14 protein-coding genes and 1 pseudogene are annotated in these 16758 nt (G+C 44.5%); 8 read left to right on the top strand and 7 right to left on the bottom strand.

Annotation, left to right across the window (positions count from 1 at the left end; genetic code table 11):
• Window positions 1-192: pseudogene (locus T489_RS13865) on the bottom strand (transposase); the annotation flags it as partial.
• Between the two features lie 540 nt (window positions 193-732).
• Here T489_RS13865 and T489_RS0112495 point away from each other — a divergent pair.
• The gene (locus T489_RS0112495) at window positions 733-969 is read left to right on the top strand and encodes a hypothetical protein (RefSeq protein WP_157608274.1); all 237 of its coding nucleotides are present in this window, start codon (window positions 733-735) and stop codon (window positions 967-969) included.
• A gap of 204 nt (window positions 970-1173) precedes the next feature.
• Here the strand turns inward: T489_RS0112495 and T489_RS0112490 are convergent, their stop codons facing one another.
• On the bottom strand, window positions 1174-2274 hold the full coding sequence (locus T489_RS0112490; RefSeq protein ID WP_037320159.1) for an FAD-binding protein: 1101 nt from the start codon (window positions 2272-2274) through the stop codon (window positions 1174-1176).
• 1159 nt (window positions 2275-3433) lie between these two features.
• Here T489_RS0112490 and T489_RS0112470 point away from each other — a divergent pair.
• A complete protein-coding gene (locus T489_RS0112470; protein WP_031580338.1) occupies window positions 3434-4369 on the top strand; it encodes a hypothetical protein in 936 nt (311 codons plus the stop codon).
• 133 nt (window positions 4370-4502) lie between these two features.
• On the opposite strand, the gene T489_RS0112465 is transcribed toward T489_RS0112470, so the two are convergent.
• From T489_RS0112465 to T489_RS0112450, 4 genes are read right to left on the bottom strand one after another with little or no spacing between them, the layout of a single operon-like run.
• Window positions 4503-5012 carry a GNAT family N-acetyltransferase gene (locus T489_RS0112465; RefSeq protein WP_031580336.1) on the bottom strand — a complete coding sequence of 170 codons (510 nt, stop codon included), beginning with the start codon at window positions 5010-5012 and terminating at the stop codon, window positions 4503-4505.
• Window positions 5013-5038: 26 nt separating this feature from the next.
• Window positions 5039-5560, bottom strand: coding sequence for a flavodoxin (locus T489_RS0112460; RefSeq protein ID WP_037320175.1), 522 nt, complete (start codon window positions 5558-5560; stop codon window positions 5039-5041).
• Window positions 5561-5602: 42 nt separating this feature from the next.
• The gene (locus T489_RS0112455; protein WP_031580334.1) at window positions 5603-5950 is read right to left on the bottom strand and encodes a hypothetical protein; all 348 of its coding nucleotides are present in this window, start codon (window positions 5948-5950) and stop codon (window positions 5603-5605) included.
• Window positions 5951-6007: 57 nt separating this feature from the next.
• On the bottom strand, window positions 6008-6319 hold the full coding sequence (locus tag T489_RS0112450) for a hypothetical protein (protein ID WP_031580333.1): 312 nt from the start codon (window positions 6317-6319) through the stop codon (window positions 6008-6010).
• 254 nt (window positions 6320-6573) lie between these two features.
• On the opposite strand from T489_RS0112450, the gene T489_RS0112445 reads away from it, so the two are divergent.
• From T489_RS0112445 to T489_RS0112430, 4 genes are all read left to right on the top strand, one after another.
• Window positions 6574-8214, top strand: coding sequence for a chorismate-binding protein (locus tag T489_RS0112445; RefSeq protein WP_031580332.1), 1641 nt, complete (start codon window positions 6574-6576; stop codon window positions 8212-8214).
• Window positions 8208-8768 (top strand): anthranilate synthase component II, encoded by a 561-nt coding sequence (locus T489_RS0112440; protein WP_031580331.1) that lies wholly within the window; start codon window positions 8208-8210, stop codon window positions 8766-8768. Before T489_RS0112445 ends, T489_RS0112440 begins: the two co-directional genes overlap by 7 nt.
• A 93-nt stretch (window positions 8769-8861) precedes the next feature.
• Window positions 8862-9731, top strand: a complete 870-nt coding sequence (gene nudC, locus T489_RS0112435; protein ID WP_031580330.1) for an NAD(+) diphosphatase — start codon at window positions 8862-8864, stop codon at window positions 9729-9731.
• Window positions 9732-9995: 264 nt separating this feature from the next.
• Window positions 9996-10952, top strand: a complete 957-nt coding sequence (locus T489_RS0112430; protein WP_051622136.1) for a DMT family transporter — start codon at window positions 9996-9998, stop codon at window positions 10950-10952.
• A gap of 158 nt (window positions 10953-11110) precedes the next feature.
• Here the strand turns inward: T489_RS0112430 and T489_RS0112425 are convergent, their stop codons facing one another.
• A complete protein-coding gene (locus tag T489_RS0112425; RefSeq protein WP_031580328.1) occupies window positions 11111-13111 on the bottom strand; it encodes a 2-isopropylmalate synthase in 2001 nt (666 codons plus the stop codon).
• A gap of 1260 nt (window positions 13112-14371) precedes the next feature.
• On the opposite strand from T489_RS0112425, the gene T489_RS0112410 reads away from it, so the two are divergent.
• Together T489_RS0112410 and T489_RS0112405 are read left to right on the top strand one after the other, a co-directional pair.
• Window positions 14372-14707, top strand: coding sequence for a hypothetical protein (locus tag T489_RS0112410; RefSeq protein ID WP_031580326.1), 336 nt, complete (start codon window positions 14372-14374; stop codon window positions 14705-14707).
• Window positions 14708-14821: 114 nt separating this feature from the next.
• Window positions 14822-16015, top strand: a complete 1194-nt coding sequence (locus T489_RS0112405) for a zinc ribbon domain-containing protein (protein ID WP_031580325.1) — start codon at window positions 14822-14824, stop codon at window positions 16013-16015.
• The last annotated feature ends 743 nt before the right edge of the window (window positions 16016-16758 follow it).

The following is a 16758-nucleotide window of genomic DNA, read 5'->3' as shown; positions in this document are numbered from 1 at the left end:
CTACAGGCTCTTTGCAAAGAACGCTGCAGCTTTTTTTAGGAATTCATTCTCCGCCTTTGCTTTTGCCAATTCTTTCTTTAAGCGGATGATTTCCCCAACTTCTGAAATCTGTTCACTGCTCATATTGTTTTTGGCTCTAATGCACCATCTGCTTAATGTTTGAGCATTGATCCCTAATTCTTTTGCCACCTCTGAGTAACTCCTGAATTAACTCTGTCAACAGCTGTTTTAATAAATTCCTGTGAATAATGGTTTTTCTTTTTCATAATTGTCCCTCTATTCAATATTTTAATATAAAGGGATAATTAATTCCGCTAAGTGATCCTTAGTTCAAGCATGACTGCTTCACTGCATTCCGCTCAACACGTTTATTAAGTCAGGTTGGGATTAAACTCTTTAATGACGGTGGTTATCTTCTCACTCTCACGAATCATGATGATTGTTACATTAACGCTCCGGCTCATGGCAAACAGAGCTCTTTCAATTTACAAACATTAATCTAATCACATACATAGAAATATTAATTGCGATTTATTTGTAATCTATTACAGCATTGATTATAATTTAATCAGAATCTCTATTGTTTGGTACAGGGTTATAAATACGCCCCAGGAATTATTAACAGTGACAGAGGTATGGGACATGATCGGATTAATACTGTTTATAATCATAATATCTCTAATTCTTCTATTCATTTCATGGATAATGTCAAGTCCGGAGGGAATTTGTACCGTGGTTACTATGCTTATAGGCACCCCGCTGTACCTGATATGCGGTAAGGACGTCGGGTTTGAGGCATGCGTCATAATATCCATGATGGGACTAATCGGATTATTCTCAGTTATTGTCCTGATACTCTGGATAGTGGAAAAGATATTCATACCGTTGTGGAACTGGTTCTGTGATATAAACGGATGGAAAAAACGCAAGTTTACCAAGAAGGATCCTTTTGGCTTAGATGCTTTATAAAGAGAAAACCCATCCGGCTCCGTGTTTAGACAGGTAATGCGGTGAGTTAACCAAACTCCGTAAATTGCATGTATCTTAAAATGTCTGAAAAACTCCCGGTACATAATTTAACAAATAAAATCGGGAGGTTGTCATTCGGTTAAAGAAAATCGTCCTGATTCCTCACGCCCTAATCCCGTGCTGTTTATTTTAAGGATAACAGCCTTACTCAGCTTTGCCGTTCTTTCCTGTTTTTCCCGGTTTAGCGGTAATCATGCTGATGGCACCCAATCCTGAAAGCATAATGACTCTTCGCAGAAATGCTCCCATGATAAAATGCCTCTTTATCATTTTTACGGCAAGTTTAAGTCTCAGGGAAAAGACTGCTTTTCTGTAATCCTTTACCGATACCTGCTTTTGATGGTTAAACAGCTCTCCGAGCTTATAGGCACTTTCAATGGCGTAACTTATCCCCTCAAGGGATGACGGGCTGATGAAGCCCGCAGCCTCACCTATAAGAAAACAGTTATCCCGGCCATAGCATAACTGCTTAAGGGATGAAGGACTCAGCACCAGACAGGCTTCGGTCTTTACCGGATTGTCGAACTCATAACCGTAAGCTTTAAGCCTGCGTTTCATCTCTTCAAATTTTTCCCGGGCATGTTTCATTGGATAGGCTCCCCCGAAAACATAATACTCATTCTTATTGAGTCCCCAGGCATAGCTGTCGGTAAGGTCTCCGTCAAAAATCAGAGAATAAGACGGATCCCCTGCTCTGGCAGGAAACCACTGCTGTATGGACATGTAGGTTTTAATTCGGTGTTCGGGGAACAGGAATTTTCTTACCATTGAGCCGGCACCGTCAGCACCGATAACATATTTTGCCCTATATTTTATTTCCTGATGATTCTCGAGGACGGTGATTTCGTAGCAGTCGTCTGTTTTTACCAGAGACCTGCATAAAACGGAATCGTGTATGTCGACATATTCTGGAATCATGGACTTAAGCCACAGGTCAAAACGGTGCCTGTCCATGTTTATGTAGAGCCTGCGATAATTCCTGACACTGTCATGTTTAAGATCAATGACCTTTGCTGAAAACAACTGGGTAACCAGAACATCGTCGGGAAGAGTCAGACCGTATTTGGCAAAGCATTCCTGCCCGTAGTGTGAAAGCATTCCGGCACACGGTTTTTTAAAGCTGGCTTCTCCGTCATTCTTCTTATCAAAAGCTATGATTTTAAGATTATCGGGAAGTAGTCTTGCCAGGGTGGACCCCGCAGGTCCCAAACCTATAATGGCAATGTCATATAATGGCTGCTCCAATTTAAAGTCCTGTTATGTTTGCGTAATTTCCAGCATAAGCCCGCGAAGGTAACCCGACCACGGAAAAGTGCGAAGCCTGTTATGGCAGAAGCATTCTCGGGTAATACTCCATTCTACCATTAAAAAACGCACCGGGATGCGGACATAGCAAAACGACCTGTACACTACTGATTATTTTTAGGATTTCATTTGCTCTCTTTATGGCAAAGGTTCAAAACTTATAACCTAATCCAAAGCATGTCCAGAAAAGCTACTACTCATGACAACATCATGATTGAGATATTCTTTGGAAGAATGAAAGTTGAAATGTTTTATGGAAAAGAAAGAGGCTTTTATGCCTGAAATCCGGAAAACAGCAGTATGCATTCTGCGGATAGAACCGGCGTGACTCATCCGTTTATGGTAAAAAAGCCGGAAAATGAACCTGAAGATAAAGCAGAGCATTAACATAACACTGCCTGCACTGCAGACTGACCGCCCAACCGAATTTTCCTTACGGACATGAAAGACTGTTAAAGAGAGCCGCGGATCTCCGGAAAATACTACTACGCACAATGGAAATCGGCGCAGCTCCCTTTAAATTTCAGGTGCTGCCAAAGACCTCAGGCAGAAGAAACAGCTCCGCAAACCTGAAGCCCGCATGCTTCATTACTGAATAACCGGCATATACGTTCTGCCGTGACATTCCGGAAACGGAACCGCATCATGTTCAGAAAGCGGCTGAATCAGTCCGGGTATAAACCGGTTCAAAGTCAGAAAACGTGGCAGAACCAGATTAAAATATAAAGCCGCCTGAAAAACAGCAGCGATACAATAAAAAAACCGGGGAAAACAGCGGTACCAAGGAGAGTATCGGAGAGGATACCGCCTTTCCCCTTGACTCTTTATTCTATGAAAAATCACCTGCCGTTTTTTGCAAAAAACGTATCAAATGGCCTTATTAAATATTAAATTTATCCTTGAATTTTCAGGCATTTACGTAAAAACAGCCTTCTCTTCCGACAGTCTTTCTGACGAAACACCTGTTCTTCTGAATAACCGTATCCGGTTATCATAAAATCCTCACGGATAAAAACGCATGTTTATTCCGGAATGAGATGTCTATATAATGAGGTCTCGGCTCTGAGAAACAGAATACGGCGGACGGAGGAACATATATATGGAAGAACTTATCAGCTATTCATGCGTGGCGATCATTACGGCCTGTGTAACCATGTATGCCGTTTATCAGTATGAAAAAAAGCAAGGACTGGAAACGGATAAGGCCATCGAAAAAATCACAGCCGGAGAGTATTACGGCTCGGAAGAATGGCAGAAGAAGTTTGAACTTTATCAGCAGCGTGATTTCTTTCAGAAAGGCGATGAGACTCCTCTGAAACAGGTTCTCAGAAGTCTGGTGCCGGCCAACCGCAAATTCTCTGAAAAATCCATCACCGCCTGCTTTATCGGAGCTGCTGCCGGAGTTTTTCTGGCGATATCATTAAAAACCTCCCTGTTCTGCGTACCTCCTCTCATGCTGTTTTGCACCTTTGTCGGATACAGGCTGTTCATGGCATTCAAAAGACTCGGAGACATCATCACTTCTTCCGCATACGTGGAATGGCTGGAAAACATGTACCGCGGGAATGACGGACATCTGAATCCGAAGGAAATCGAAAGAGCCTACAAAAAAGGCAGATACATTCAGAACAAGAATTCCTTTTTCTGCTTCGGCGACGGAATCATCATTTTCGGAGATCAGACAGGAATCATGGCTGTCACCTCAGACAGTCTTCTTGACGTCTCAAGAGTTGCGGGAAAACGCAGAATATACGACAGCTCGGTTGCCGGACTCAGCAGCTGGAAAAAATTCTATGACATCGGAAGACTGTCTTTCTCAATTGATCTGCACTTATCCGTAACGGATGCGAAAAGCAGCCCACTGCCGGCAGACTGGAAAGGACTTATCGATAAATCCTCAGGAACCGGGACCATCAATCTGGAATTCAATGAGTTTCAGGTGGAAATGATTATGGCTGAATTCTGCAGAAGACAAAAACTGTCATATGAAGATTCTCTGAAAAAGATTGAAGTTCGCAATTTTGACAAAGACTGAGGCTTCATCGTAAATATGAACCATGAAGAAATGACGAAGGATACGTCATAACGGATGGAAACACTGTATAAAACCGGGATGTACGATGAATTTCACAGTACGCCTCCATTTTTTAAGAAAACAGCAGTTTAGATTAATCGGTACATCTGTACTCCATGATGTAGTCATCCATGACATAGCCGCTGCCGATATCGGTAACAGTGGCATCAGTTTTTCTGAAGTTCAGCTTTTCATATGCTCTGATGGCATTGACGTTACCTTTGTAAACCGTAAGAACAATACGGTCGTAACCGTGTTTTTTCGCAAAATCCACTATAAAGGGAAAGGCTCGGGTGGCGACATGCTGATGTCGGAAGTCCTTCAGAATATAGAGTTTGGAAAGAAACAGATAACCGTCACGGCAGCTGAGTCCGGTATATCCGGCGCGATTACCGTCCGCAACTATGTAGAAATAGCTGTACTTCTCTGATTCGACCTGTCTTTTCATGGCCTCTTTCGACTGAAATTTTTCAATCATGTATTCAGCCTGACCTTCAGGAAGAATGGAAGTCCAGTATTCTCTCCATATTGAAGCCGCAAATTCAGCCATTTCAGCTATATTCAGATCGGTATTTTCCACCGGTTCCAGAACAATATCATTCATAATCACCGCCTTGTCCATCGCCACAACTATTCTTTCAGAGAGGATTCTATCCAGTTTCTGATGATATCCTGAGATTCCTCCACGTGACCGCCGTAAACCGCAAGTCCTGGTTTAACATCGGCACCTGCACAGATCTTTTTCAGATCATCTTCCGAGCGGCCGAGTCCTGAACCTTCATGGGTCATCAGCGGATAAACCTTCTTTCCGTTCCAGTCCAGTTTTTCCAGCTGTGAAAACACGGCCATCGGATAGGTTGACCACCAGCACGGACCGCATACGAAGATATTGTCATAACCGCTGATGTCGGCAAGATAATTCCTGAGCTCCGGACGAAGAGCAGCCTTCTTTTCAATCTTTGCCTCTTCGGTGCATTCGTAATAATCCGTGCTGTATTCCTTAACGGTTTCAATTCTGAACACGTCCGCATCAATAACGTTGAGGATGAAATCAACGGCCACCTCGGTATTCCCCCTGTCAATGTACCTGACTTCACCTGACACGTAGTTTAATCCGGCACGGGAATAAAAAATCACAAGATTCTTTGACACAAGCTTCTCCTTCAGATAATTCATAAATCCAATAAAAGATTCTCACCTGACTTCATATAAATTTAACATAACCATGATGAATATACTCAAAACATCGATAATGACGTGTTCCATGTGTTTCGCATTTCTCAAAAACGCAGGATTTGCTTCTTCTGATTTCTTTGCGGAATCACCTGCTTGTTTTATCGCCTCCGCTGATGCAGTAAAACCATCAGTTATATCTTTGCCTACTTTATCAGCCTGTCTGGATAAATCTGTAAAATCAGAATTTATATTTACGACTGTCGAACTAACATCATGCTGAACGTTGTATATCGTTTGACTGATCTCTGAAATTGACTGAATAAAATTTCCAGTATTTGCACCTATACTAACATACGCTTCAGCCATTACCGTTCTCCCAATAAAAAAGCCCGCCGAAGCGAGCTTATAAACAAAATCTGAATTCTAGTATACCGCAGTTATGTGAAACACTTTCTTAAATATACGCCACAACCATGCATAGAAATGTCGCGACCAATACAATCCAACTAAAGAGAAAAACAGAAACTCATGAAACCAGAACTCATATGGTCCACAACTATCTAAAAAAGCTTTAGGGTTTTGATCAAAGACCGCAATACCATATATATACGCAAGAAACATTCCGATACAAGTCCATGCAGGGAAGTCGATTATAAATCTGACTAGCCTATCCACAAAGTTTGCTTCTTTCTCAGAAATACCGCCAAAGATTGGTGCAGGAACAAACATTGTCATACCCTACTCCTAAAAACTAAATCACCTTAATTAAATTATATATAAAAATTAAGGCGATTCAATAATTTTCGGCTATTTTTTCATCTTTCCCGGCGTTGGTCCGGTCTTCACCGTTTCTCTCAAAAATAATTGCCTGTTTCAGGCTGTTTTTTCACATATCCGTAATACTGTGTTGTACAATAACCACGCTGTTTTAAAGCAGAGAATCATGCAGACAGCAAAAGCAGAAGTCATAGAATAACTAAACAAAAAAAATGCAAATATACGCTGATAAATACTTTTCGGATCCGGATGAAATAATTGAAATCTTCAGTCCGGATGATGTGAAAAAAGCACTGGACAGGGTCGAAGCCCTGCAGAAGGACGGATACTGGCTGCTGGGATACATGAGATACGACCTCATGAACCGGAGCCGCGAAGGAATGCCTCTGGTCTACTTTGAAGCCTGGAGAAAGCAGCCGCGGAATCTCCGCGAAGCGGATTTCTCCCGCGAAAACGCTGACGCCGCTCAGAAAAACGGCTGTTCCGACATGCCTCCGGGAATTTTTCTCAGGCCGTTAATCAGTCGCGAAGAATACGAAAGGAAAATTGAATTCATTAAGGAAAAGATACTTGACGGCATCACCTACGAAGTCAACTATACATATCCTTCTCTTCTTGAAACCAACCTTTCCGATAACGAACTGTACGAATATCTGCTCCCTAAACAGAAAACCCCGTACAATGCCTTCATCAGAAACAGACATGAAACCGTCATGTCCTTCTCCCCCGAACTTTTCTTTAAAATCAGGGGCCGAAACATTCTCACCAAACCGATGAAGGGAACCGTAAGACGCGGAGATACTCCCGAGGAGGACGCACGTCACCGTGAATTTCTGGCCACCGACACCAAAAACAGAGCCGAAAACATCATGATCGTGGATCTGCTCCGCAATGATCTGGGAATTGTGGCAAAAGACGGCACCGTAAAGGCAGACAGACTGTTTGAAGTTGAAGAGCACCCTACTCTCTTTCAGATGACCTCCGAAATATCGGCGGAACTCCGTGACGACGTGACTCTTTATGACGTGATTAAGGCCATCTATCCCTGCGGTTCCATAACCGGAGCTCCCAAGGTATCAACCATGAGGGTGATTGCCGAAGCCGAACCGTACAGCCGCGACGTCTACTGCGGAGCCATCGCCTTCATTCACGGAGACGAGGCCGTATTCTCGGTACCTATCAGAATACTGCAGAAGCGTCATGACGAAAAATGTTTCAGATATTTCGCGGGGGGAGCCATCACCTATGATTCAACCGCCGGGGATGAATGGAACGAAACCATAACCAAGGCAGGATTCCTGCGGACTGATTTTTCCCTGATTGAAACCGGCACCGGAGACCGTGATCTTCATCTTAAGAGACTCAGAAAATCCGCGGACGAGCTGGGCTTTAAATGGAATGCCGGACTTGATGATTTTGAATTTCCGGAAGGCATCGTCACCCGCATAGAACTGTTCCGTGACGGTCACTATGCCGTCACCACCAGAAACATTCCGGCCCCGGCCCTGAAACCGAAGGTCGTCATAAAGGGACACGTTGATTCACGCAATCCGTTCCTCTACCACAAGACCACGGTAAGAAGTCCTTATCCGAAGGAGTTCTTTGAGGAAATACGCGTCAATGAAAGAAATGAAATCACCGAGGGCACCTACACCAACGTGGCGGTGAGAATCGGCACCGAAATGTTCACTCCGCCGCCTGCCTGCGGTCTTCTCAACGGCGTGATGCGTCAGAAGCTTCTTGCCGAAGGAAAGCTTAAGGAAAGAATTCTCCATCCAGAGGATCTCATGAAAGCAGATGCGGTATTCTGCATGAATTCAGTAAGAGGAATCTTTGAGGTGGAAATATGCTAGTTATCGATAATTACGATTCCTTCACCTACAACATTGTCCAGTACCTGAAGATTCTGGGCGAACATCCGGTGGTAATTAAAAACGACGAGCTCACCATGGAGGAAATCGCAGAACTCTCTTTCAGCAGAATCATCATTTCTCCGGGCTGGGGTTCACCTGAAAATTCAGGCATCAGCATGGAGGTTATCGACCGCTACAAAGATACACACCCGATCTTCGGTATCTGTCTCGGCATGCAGTGCATCGCCGAATTCTTCGGAGCGGATGTCACCAGAGCTCCGTACCCGTGTCACGGCAAGAATTCGGATGTGTTCTTCGAGCCTGATTTCAGACTTTTTCAGGGGTTCAGACAGGGCTTCAGCGCCACCAGATATCATTCGCTGATGGTCACAAGTCCTTCAGAGGACACCGAAATCACGGCCAGAACCGAAGACGGCATTCCGATGGCCCTGAAAATCAGGAATCGCCGGATATACGGAGTGCAGTTCCATCCGGAAGCCATTCTTACGGAAAACGGCCTCGACATATTCAGAAACTTTATTGAACTCTGTTAGGACGGTTATAATAATCACGGCGGATGAGAACACCGGCGGAATAAAGACGCACCGGCGCATCATACCCCGGCATGATTTGGAGAGGAGCGGAAGATGCTGCAGGATATAGGCGAACATATTTTCAGAAACGAATACACTCTCAGAAGAAAACCTGAGGACGGCGATTACGTTCTGGCTTTCCGGGACAGAAGCGTCTATATCAGGGGCAACGGCGCCGGCGAGAAGCTGGAACTGCCGGAAGCCTGCCTGTTCGATAAAAGCCTTCTGCTCTATCTTTTCTCCATAGACTGCAGAGCATACTATCTCTTTACAGGCGATGCCGGCACTCTGAGTCTTGACGGCTTCTCCTGGCAGAGCAATACCGTGCTGAGATCCGACAATCCGCGCATCACCTGCTTTGCGGGTTTTACCGCCTACCACCTCTACAGCTGGTATGCAGGCAACCGCTTCTGCGGCAGGTGCGGACATGAAACGGTTCATTCCTCTAAGGAAAGAGCCCTTACCTGCCCTCACTGCGGAAACGTCATCTACCCGAAAATAGCTCCTGCCGTAATCGTGGGAATCACTGACGGAAACCGCATTCTGGTGACGCGATACAAAGACAGACCGTACAGGGGCCTTGCCCTCATCGCCGGATTCTGCGAAATAGGTGAAACTCCTGAACAGACCGCCTGCCGTGAAGCCATGGAGGAAGTCGGTCTTAAAATCAAGGATCTCAGATACTGCGGTTCTCAGCCCTGGGGACTCGACAGCAACATACTTTTCGGATTCATGGCCAGAGTTGACGGAGATACGACAATCATACGTGATGAAAATGAACTGGCCGAGGCCTTCTGGATATCCCGCGATGAACTTACCGAACCGGACTCCACCATATCTCTGACCAAAACCATGATTAACAGCTTCAAGCTTCACGGATTCAGTTTTGCAAACCTTACGGAACATCCTGAAAAACAGCCGTAATTCATCTGAAAAAACGGTGCGTGAAGAGTTTCCGGTCTCCGGCAGGCTTCGACTGGCGCCCTGCAAGGAATTATAATCACTTATATTCAGGCTGCACTGTTGACGATACCTGTTTTCTCTACTAAAGTAACCGGAGGGACGCCCTGTTTTTACGGAGACGAAAGCCTTCCGGAAAAACATGTAAAAAACATAAATAAAAACATATAACGTGCAGCCGCTCCCGCTGCGACACAGACTGAACAATAACAGAAGAATGCACAGACTATGAAAGAATTACCGATTAATGCCGACAGGCTGTCAGGGCATCTGGCAGCCTTTACCACCGTATCCGTATGGAGCGTGACCTACATATCCACCAAGGTGCTGCTTACGGATTTCACTCCGCTTGAAGTCCTCTTCATCAGATTTTTCATCGCGATTTTTGTCCTGAAGCTCATCTCCTTCAGGAGCGTGGGGTTCAGAAAATCTGAACAGCTCTATTTTGCCCTGGCGGGTTTTACAGGGCCCTTTCTCTACTTTCTGGTGGAAAACATCGCCCTGCTCTATACCACCGCGGTTAATGTAGGCATTATTCTGACCATTACTCCGATGTTCACCGCCATAGTCACCAACCTGTTCTACAAGGATGAAAGAAAACTGGATTTCTGGTTCTATCTGGGATTCTTCGCCGCGGTCGGAGGCATTGTCCTTCTCAGTGTAAAGGGCTCCGCCAATCTGTCATTCAATCCGCTGGGTGACTTTCTGTCAGTCTCCGCGGGTATTGTCTGGGCCGTGTATTCGGTATTCACCAGAAAGATAAACTCCTTCGGCTACAGCACTCCGGCGGTTACCCGAAGATCCTTTGAGTACGGTATCATCTACATGATTCCGCTGATGTTCCTGACCGACTTCTGCATTGAACCGGAGAATCTCATCAAACCGCTGAATCTGGGAAATCTGGTATTTCTGGGCTTTATAGCATCGGCTGCAAGCTTTACCTTCTGGAACTATTCGGTAAAAAAAATCGGAGCCGTAACCTCCATTATCTACATCTACATCACTCCTGTCATGTCAGCTCTGGCCGCAGATTTCTTCCTGGGAGAAAAGCTGTCGCTCCTCGGCTGGATTGCCTGTCTGATTACCACACTGGGACTCTTTATTTCTCAGGGTGGACCGAAGTTCATTCTGAAAAAACTGACACGAAACAGCGGAAACGGCAGTTCCGGACGGCAGAACGCATAGGACTCCTGCATATCGTGTCAGACGGTTACCAGGTATAGAACTTCCTGCCGGATTTCAGACAGGATTTAGGAAAAAGAGCTTCATCCGGAAAACATGAAGGGCGGAACCTTAAGTTCCGCCCTTCGCTTTTTTCCGCATCAGATGATTATGCGTATCTGCTACTTGATGCTCTGATTAAGATTTCTGTACTGCATCGGAGTCATTTCAAAGAACTTCTTGAATACCCTGATAAAGTGCTCGACATTCGGATAACCGATGGCGTATGAAATGTTTTCAACCGTCATGTTGCCGTTCTTAAGCAGAGTCTTGGCCTTCTTCAGACGGATTGAGGTAAGGTGCTCACCGAAGGTCTTTCCTGACTTGTCCTTGATGTACTTTGAAATGTACGGAGCGGACAGCTGGAAGTATTCGGCCATGTCTTCAAGAGTGATTTCCTGATACTTCGCCTGAATATAGTTAATCATGGCAATCAGTCTGTCATCCTTGACAATGCTGTTGTTCTGCAGTTCGGGAAGCTTGTTTACCGCAACCACCAGAGCGTTTATTGAAGCCTTGATGATGTCTTCGTCAAGACCTGCACCCCAGTAGCTTACGCCGTTGCAGAGGATTCCCACATAGGCCATGGCCTTTGAGGAGGTTCCCTTGGAGATGGCGTGTTCCTCGTAAACAGACAGTTCATAGCTGATACCGAAATACTGCTTGATGGTGTTGCTTACCGCATCAAGTCTGCCGTTGCCGTTGGCATCAACCACGGTCTTCTTGTCACCGCAGCAGATGATGGTTTCAGCCATGATGCCGTCATTCTGCTTGAAGTGGCTTTCGGAAATGTGGAAATTAGGCGTGTAGTTGATGTAGTGCTCGGCAAAGATGTCATATACGAGCTGAGGAGAAAGTTCCTTGTGACGTTCGTCGGACACCTGCTTAACGGCATACCCTACCTCTTCCCTCATCTTCATCGGAATGTTCAGAGAGAAGTTATGGGAAAGAATATAGGCCACACCGCCCTTTCCTGACTGGCTGTTGATTCTGATAACGTCTGAATCATAGGTTCTGCCCACGTCAACAGGATCGATTGGAAGATAAGGAACGTCCCAGATCTTCTGCTTCTTTTCCTCACGCCAGTTCATGCCTTTGGCAATGGCATCCTGGTGAGAACCGCTGAAGGCGGTGAACACCAGATCACCGCCGTAAGGCTGTCTCTGGTAAACGTGCATGCCGGTAAGCTTCTCGTACACTTCCCTGATGTGAGGCATGTTGGAGAAGTCCAGTCCCGGATCAATACCGTATGAGAACATGTTCATGGCAACGGTAATGATGTCCACGTTACCGGTTCTTTCACCGTTACCGAACAGAGTACCTTCGATTCTGTCGGCACCTGCAAGCAGACCGAGTTCGGCATCGGCAACGCCGCAGCCGCGGTCATTGTGGGGATGAAGACTCAGAACCACGCTGTCACGGTACTTGAGATTCTTGGAGAGATATTCAATCTGGGTTGCAAATACGTGAGGCATTGCGGTTTCAACGGTTGCAGGAATGTTGATGATAGCCTTGCGTTCACTGTTCGGCTGCCATACGTCAAGCACCGCGTTGCACACTTCGAGAGCATAATCCACTTCGGTACCGTGAAAGCTTTCAGGACTGTATTCAAAAGAGAAATGTCCTTCGGTTTCATCCGCAAGCTTCCTGAGCAGTCTGGCGCCGTCGATGGCAAGCTGCTTGATCTGTTCCCTGTCCTTTCTGAACACCTGTTCGCGCTGAGCGACTGAAGTTGAGTTGTACAGATGAACAACAGCGTGAGGAGCTCCTCTTAATGCTTCAAAGGTCTTTTTGATGATGTGTTCTCTTGCCTGGGTAAGAACCTGAATGGTCACGTCATCGGGAATCATGTCTCTTTCAATAAGAGCTCTCAGGAACAGAAATTCAGTTTCTGAAGCAGCCGGGAATCCCACCTCGATTTCCTTGAATCCGATGTCCACGAGCATTTTGAAGAATTCGAGCTTTTCATCAAGTCCCATAGGTTCGATTAACGCCTGATTACCGTCACGCAGGTCAACCGAGCACCATACCGGAACCCTGTCGATATGATCCTTTTTCACCCAGTCATAGGTTGCCACAGGCGGCATGAAATACTGACGTGAGTATTTGTCAAAATTCTTCATTATGTTCTCCTTTGTCCGGTGAGCGGAAATCCGTTCTACTTCCGCTTTTATTACCGGCTTTTCGGTTAGTGTGGATAACAGTCTGTTTTTTGATGATAAATTATATTTATAACTGCAAACAAAATTTACCATTAAAATAAATCAATACATTTGACTTTATTTTATCACTAAAAAAACAGTTTACAATGATTATATTTAATCTATTTGACTGATATTTTTTAATATTCGAATTTTTTTAACCTGTTACCGGGATTTTTTGGGCTACAGCTGTTTTAAGGAAGCGATTTTCTGTTTCTGGGGCAGGTTCTGTTTTTTTGTTTTTTTGTTTTTTTGTTTTTTGTTTTTTGTTTTTTGTTTTTTTAAGAAAATGCAGTCAGTGTTTTCTTCAGTTTCCTTCCTTTTTCTCCGGAAGCCGGCGCAAAAAAAGCTGTTCCGCCAAAGAAAACCGTGAATGAAAAATTGTGTCATCATTACGATTCATATCTGATTGCGGGATCCCTCCGGGAAAATCCATGCCACTCGTTGTCAGGCTGTTATCAGAATGCCTGCAGCCAGGATATCTCAAGGTATCAAAGGCTGAAAATGCGGGCGGGATGTACGGGGACGCTGCGGCCCGCACTTTTACGAAAGCGCATAAGACAGCTTAAACGCGAAACTTCATATGGTTCTTACAGAACCTTTTTTCCAAACGGATGGTAATGTCATTTCTATTCATTGTTTTTCCTACTGAATTGTATTGACCGGAACAGCCTTACGGCGGGAGTTTTCCGAAATACTGTCGGCAGACCTCCGGGTCAGCCGGCAGTATCCGGTATTACGCTGTAGTTTCTCAAACAGCACTTCCTGCTAAAAAATGAAACGATCAGGTTCCCTAACCTGACCTGCGGTCGCTATACCACCATTAAATTCACATGGTTCCTCTCTTTCTCCTTTGCCTGAATCATGAAGTCATCAGAACATAAAAAAGACATCGTGTCCGTTTTGTGCAGAAATATCTCCGCAGTTCAGTCACACCATACAGCAGGCTTACAGGATACTGATTACTGTCATCAGGGCAGGAAAACACTGTCCTCTTTCTCCATGACGACCGCGGTTACTGAAATCATTCAGACAGGCTTACGAAATATTCCGCACCGCTTCACGAATTGTCCCGGTTTGTGTGGCAGATTTACTGCGGTGCTTTACAATTAATCATGGAAGGCTGTTTTTAAGAAATCTCAATCAGTCCGCCCGACCGGACACAATGTAAGGAGAACAGTCATGAATGCAGCTGGCGGAATTACCCCTGCATTAGCCGTCTTCGGCTTATTTGTAATCATGGGAATCCACAACGGTTTGAAAGGCAATAAATTCTTCAATATTTCATACCTCATAACGGTAGGCATAATTCTTCTGCTTTTATGCATAAGTTTCGGTTACAGCCTGTCCTGCTACTACGATGAAATTGGACAGGGACTTACTGTTACCGATACCCCTGAAAAATCCGGACATGATTTCGGAATGAGTCTTATCGGGCTGGTATCACTTTCCATCGTATATGCGGTTCCCTATACATTTTTCTATCTCATAAAAGGCAGACGCGTAAAATACAGATAATGCCGTTGCCTGTGAATGACTGCTGACCGGAGTCATGCCGTCATTCACATAGTCAGTCCGAAAGACTGAAGATAACCCCGGGATGCGTTTTTACATTCTTAGAAGGAGCGGTTTATGAAATGTCCTTTCTGTAATCATGAAATCAGTGACGGTGCGAAATTCTGTCCTGACTGCGGTAAAGCTCTTCCGCATGACCGCCCTTCCGAAAACGACAAACCGGAAAATCCGGCCGATTCCTGCAGTGAAGAAAACGCGTCAGATGTAAAATCATCTGCCGGGGTTTCCGTGAATTTTCAGAAAAAAGAAAAGCCGGACAGCATAAGTCAGGATGAATCATGTCAGAAGAACGGGGATCCGGAGCTTAAGGAGACCGTCAGAAGACTGGACAGAATGAACCTCATGCAGATTGTCTGTCTCATAGCCCTGCTGATTCCGGGAGTAAACATTGCGGGACTGATACTGCTTCTGATTATCATCATCAGATCATTCGACCTGTCCGCCAGGACAGGCAGGGTTTTACGCAGATTCGGGTATGAAAAATATGCCCGGATTTCAGACGGCATAAAAACCAAATGCACGATTATACTGCTGTCCACCGTGCTTCTGATAACTGCAGGATGTATGGCTTTTACCGGATTATGTCATCTGTCAATTCCCCAGACAACACTGGCTGTTATCACCGGTGTCATCATGATGATTATTGCCACCAATCTTGAACTCTACTGTTTCATCCGTCTCTATACCATAATGAACGTGATGGATGCGATTGTATGCAACAGAAAGCATCCTGAAAAACCGGGATTCGGTATGGCCGTTACAGTAATGGTGACTGTCTGTCTGTTTATGATTCTGATCTCCGGAGTTGCAATTACAATCGGTATGCCCGTATATATACAGTATATAAAAAACAATATTTTTACTGATATGATGATGCAGGCCAATAATGTCAAACGGAATGCTTTAATCTGCGTGGCTGAATACGAGTACCGGGACTTTGCAGAAATATGTGATAATACCCGGGATTATGCTGAAGGATTCGGATGGAAACTCTATCCTCCGCATCAGTATGCAACAGAATACGTTGATTCAATTGAGGTTACTTCCGCTAGTGCCGATAAAAGCAGAAACGGTTACCCGGAAATAAAGGTTACGGTCAATGCCAGCAGGAAGTATTTTTCAGCAGCTCATCCAAAAATCACTTATGTGGGAACAGTCATCGACGATGACATAATATGGAAACTGGACGTAAAGGAAACCACCATACTGCCGAATGTAGCTTCTCCATGGTCAGTCTGGGATATCCGCTGATGCATGTGAGCATGAGTTGCCATAAAAGAAAAATCGTCACCTTCCGGCAGTGTTCCGGTTAATCATCAGATGACTGCGGAATATGATTATTTATCCTTAGTACTGCCGTTCATACTGCTGCCTGGGATAACAGCTCTCCGTTATGACAGATGACGGTAATGAAGTGCTCACCTCTCCGCCTGCATTCACCGGCTTCAGTCAGACTGAGAAAAGATTTCTGTCTGATTAGGTCAGAATTTTGAAGATTCTCAGCCTAAAAATATTTCGCAGTTCAAATAAATTATGCGGGATAACTGCCTAAAAACAATGCTTATGCTAATGTGTCATCTGAAACAGACATCAGTAAAATCCGCCTTGAAACCTTTCAATAACAATAAAGACGAAAGATTCAGACCTAGAGATACGGAATTTAATAAAATCCGCCAACAGTTATCATAACAGTGGCGGCTGAAAGAATCACATTTAACAGACAATAACTGATTAACGATTCCAGACTTTTCTACAGCTACTACCCGATATTCCAAGTAAAAAAAAGACATGTTAAAACAAATAAACCTAATGAGTTAGGACCACTTTACATCTTTACATGTATATCATGTGATAATCCTGAATTAATTTGGTTCAGCCTATACTTTTATTCAACGCATAAAAATAGTATTTATTTTGAATTATTTTTGATTTATACAGTTTTTTCTGTTTCATTATCCGCAGAAACTGCTTATAATTTGTGTTCACGTACCATA

Source organism: Ruminobacter sp. RM87 (assembly GCF_000701925.1).
Lineage (GTDB): Bacteria > Pseudomonadota > Gammaproteobacteria > Enterobacterales > Succinivibrionaceae > Ruminobacter > Ruminobacter amylophilus.
This window is presented reverse-complemented; position numbering and strand designations above follow the sequence as displayed.

Coding starts and splice junctions, on each gene's coding strand:
- T489_RS0112470 (WP_031580338.1), top strand. CDS start 3,434: ATGGAAGAACTTATCAGCTATTCATGCGTGGCGATCATTACGGCCTGT.
- T489_RS0112405 (WP_031580325.1), top strand. CDS start 14,822: ATGAAATGTCCTTTCTGTAATCATGAAATCAGTGACGGTGCGAAATTC.
- T489_RS0112440 (WP_031580331.1), top strand. CDS start 8,208: ATGCTAGTTATCGATAATTACGATTCCTTCACCTACAACATTGTCCAG.
- T489_RS0112455 (WP_031580334.1), bottom strand. CDS start 5,950: ATGGCTGAAGCGTATGTTAGTATAGGTGCAAATACTGGAAATTTTATT.
- T489_RS0112410 (WP_031580326.1), top strand. CDS start 14,372: ATGAATGCAGCTGGCGGAATTACCCCTGCATTAGCCGTCTTCGGCTTA.
- nudC (WP_031580330.1), top strand. CDS start 8,862: ATGCTGCAGGATATAGGCGAACATATTTTCAGAAACGAATACACTCTC.
- T489_RS0112425 (WP_031580328.1), bottom strand. CDS start 13,111: ATGAAGAATTTTGACAAATACTCACGTCAGTATTTCATGCCGCCTGTG.
- T489_RS0112445 (WP_031580332.1), top strand. CDS start 6,574: ATGCAAATATACGCTGATAAATACTTTTCGGATCCGGATGAAATAATT.
- T489_RS0112465 (WP_031580336.1), bottom strand. CDS start 5,012: ATGAATGATATTGTTCTGGAACCGGTGGAAAATACCGATCTGAATATA.
- T489_RS0112450 (WP_031580333.1), bottom strand. CDS start 6,319: ATGACAATGTTTGTTCCTGCACCAATCTTTGGCGGTATTTCTGAGAAA.
- T489_RS0112430 (WP_051622136.1), top strand. CDS start 9,996: ATGAAAGAATTACCGATTAATGCCGACAGGCTGTCAGGGCATCTGGCA.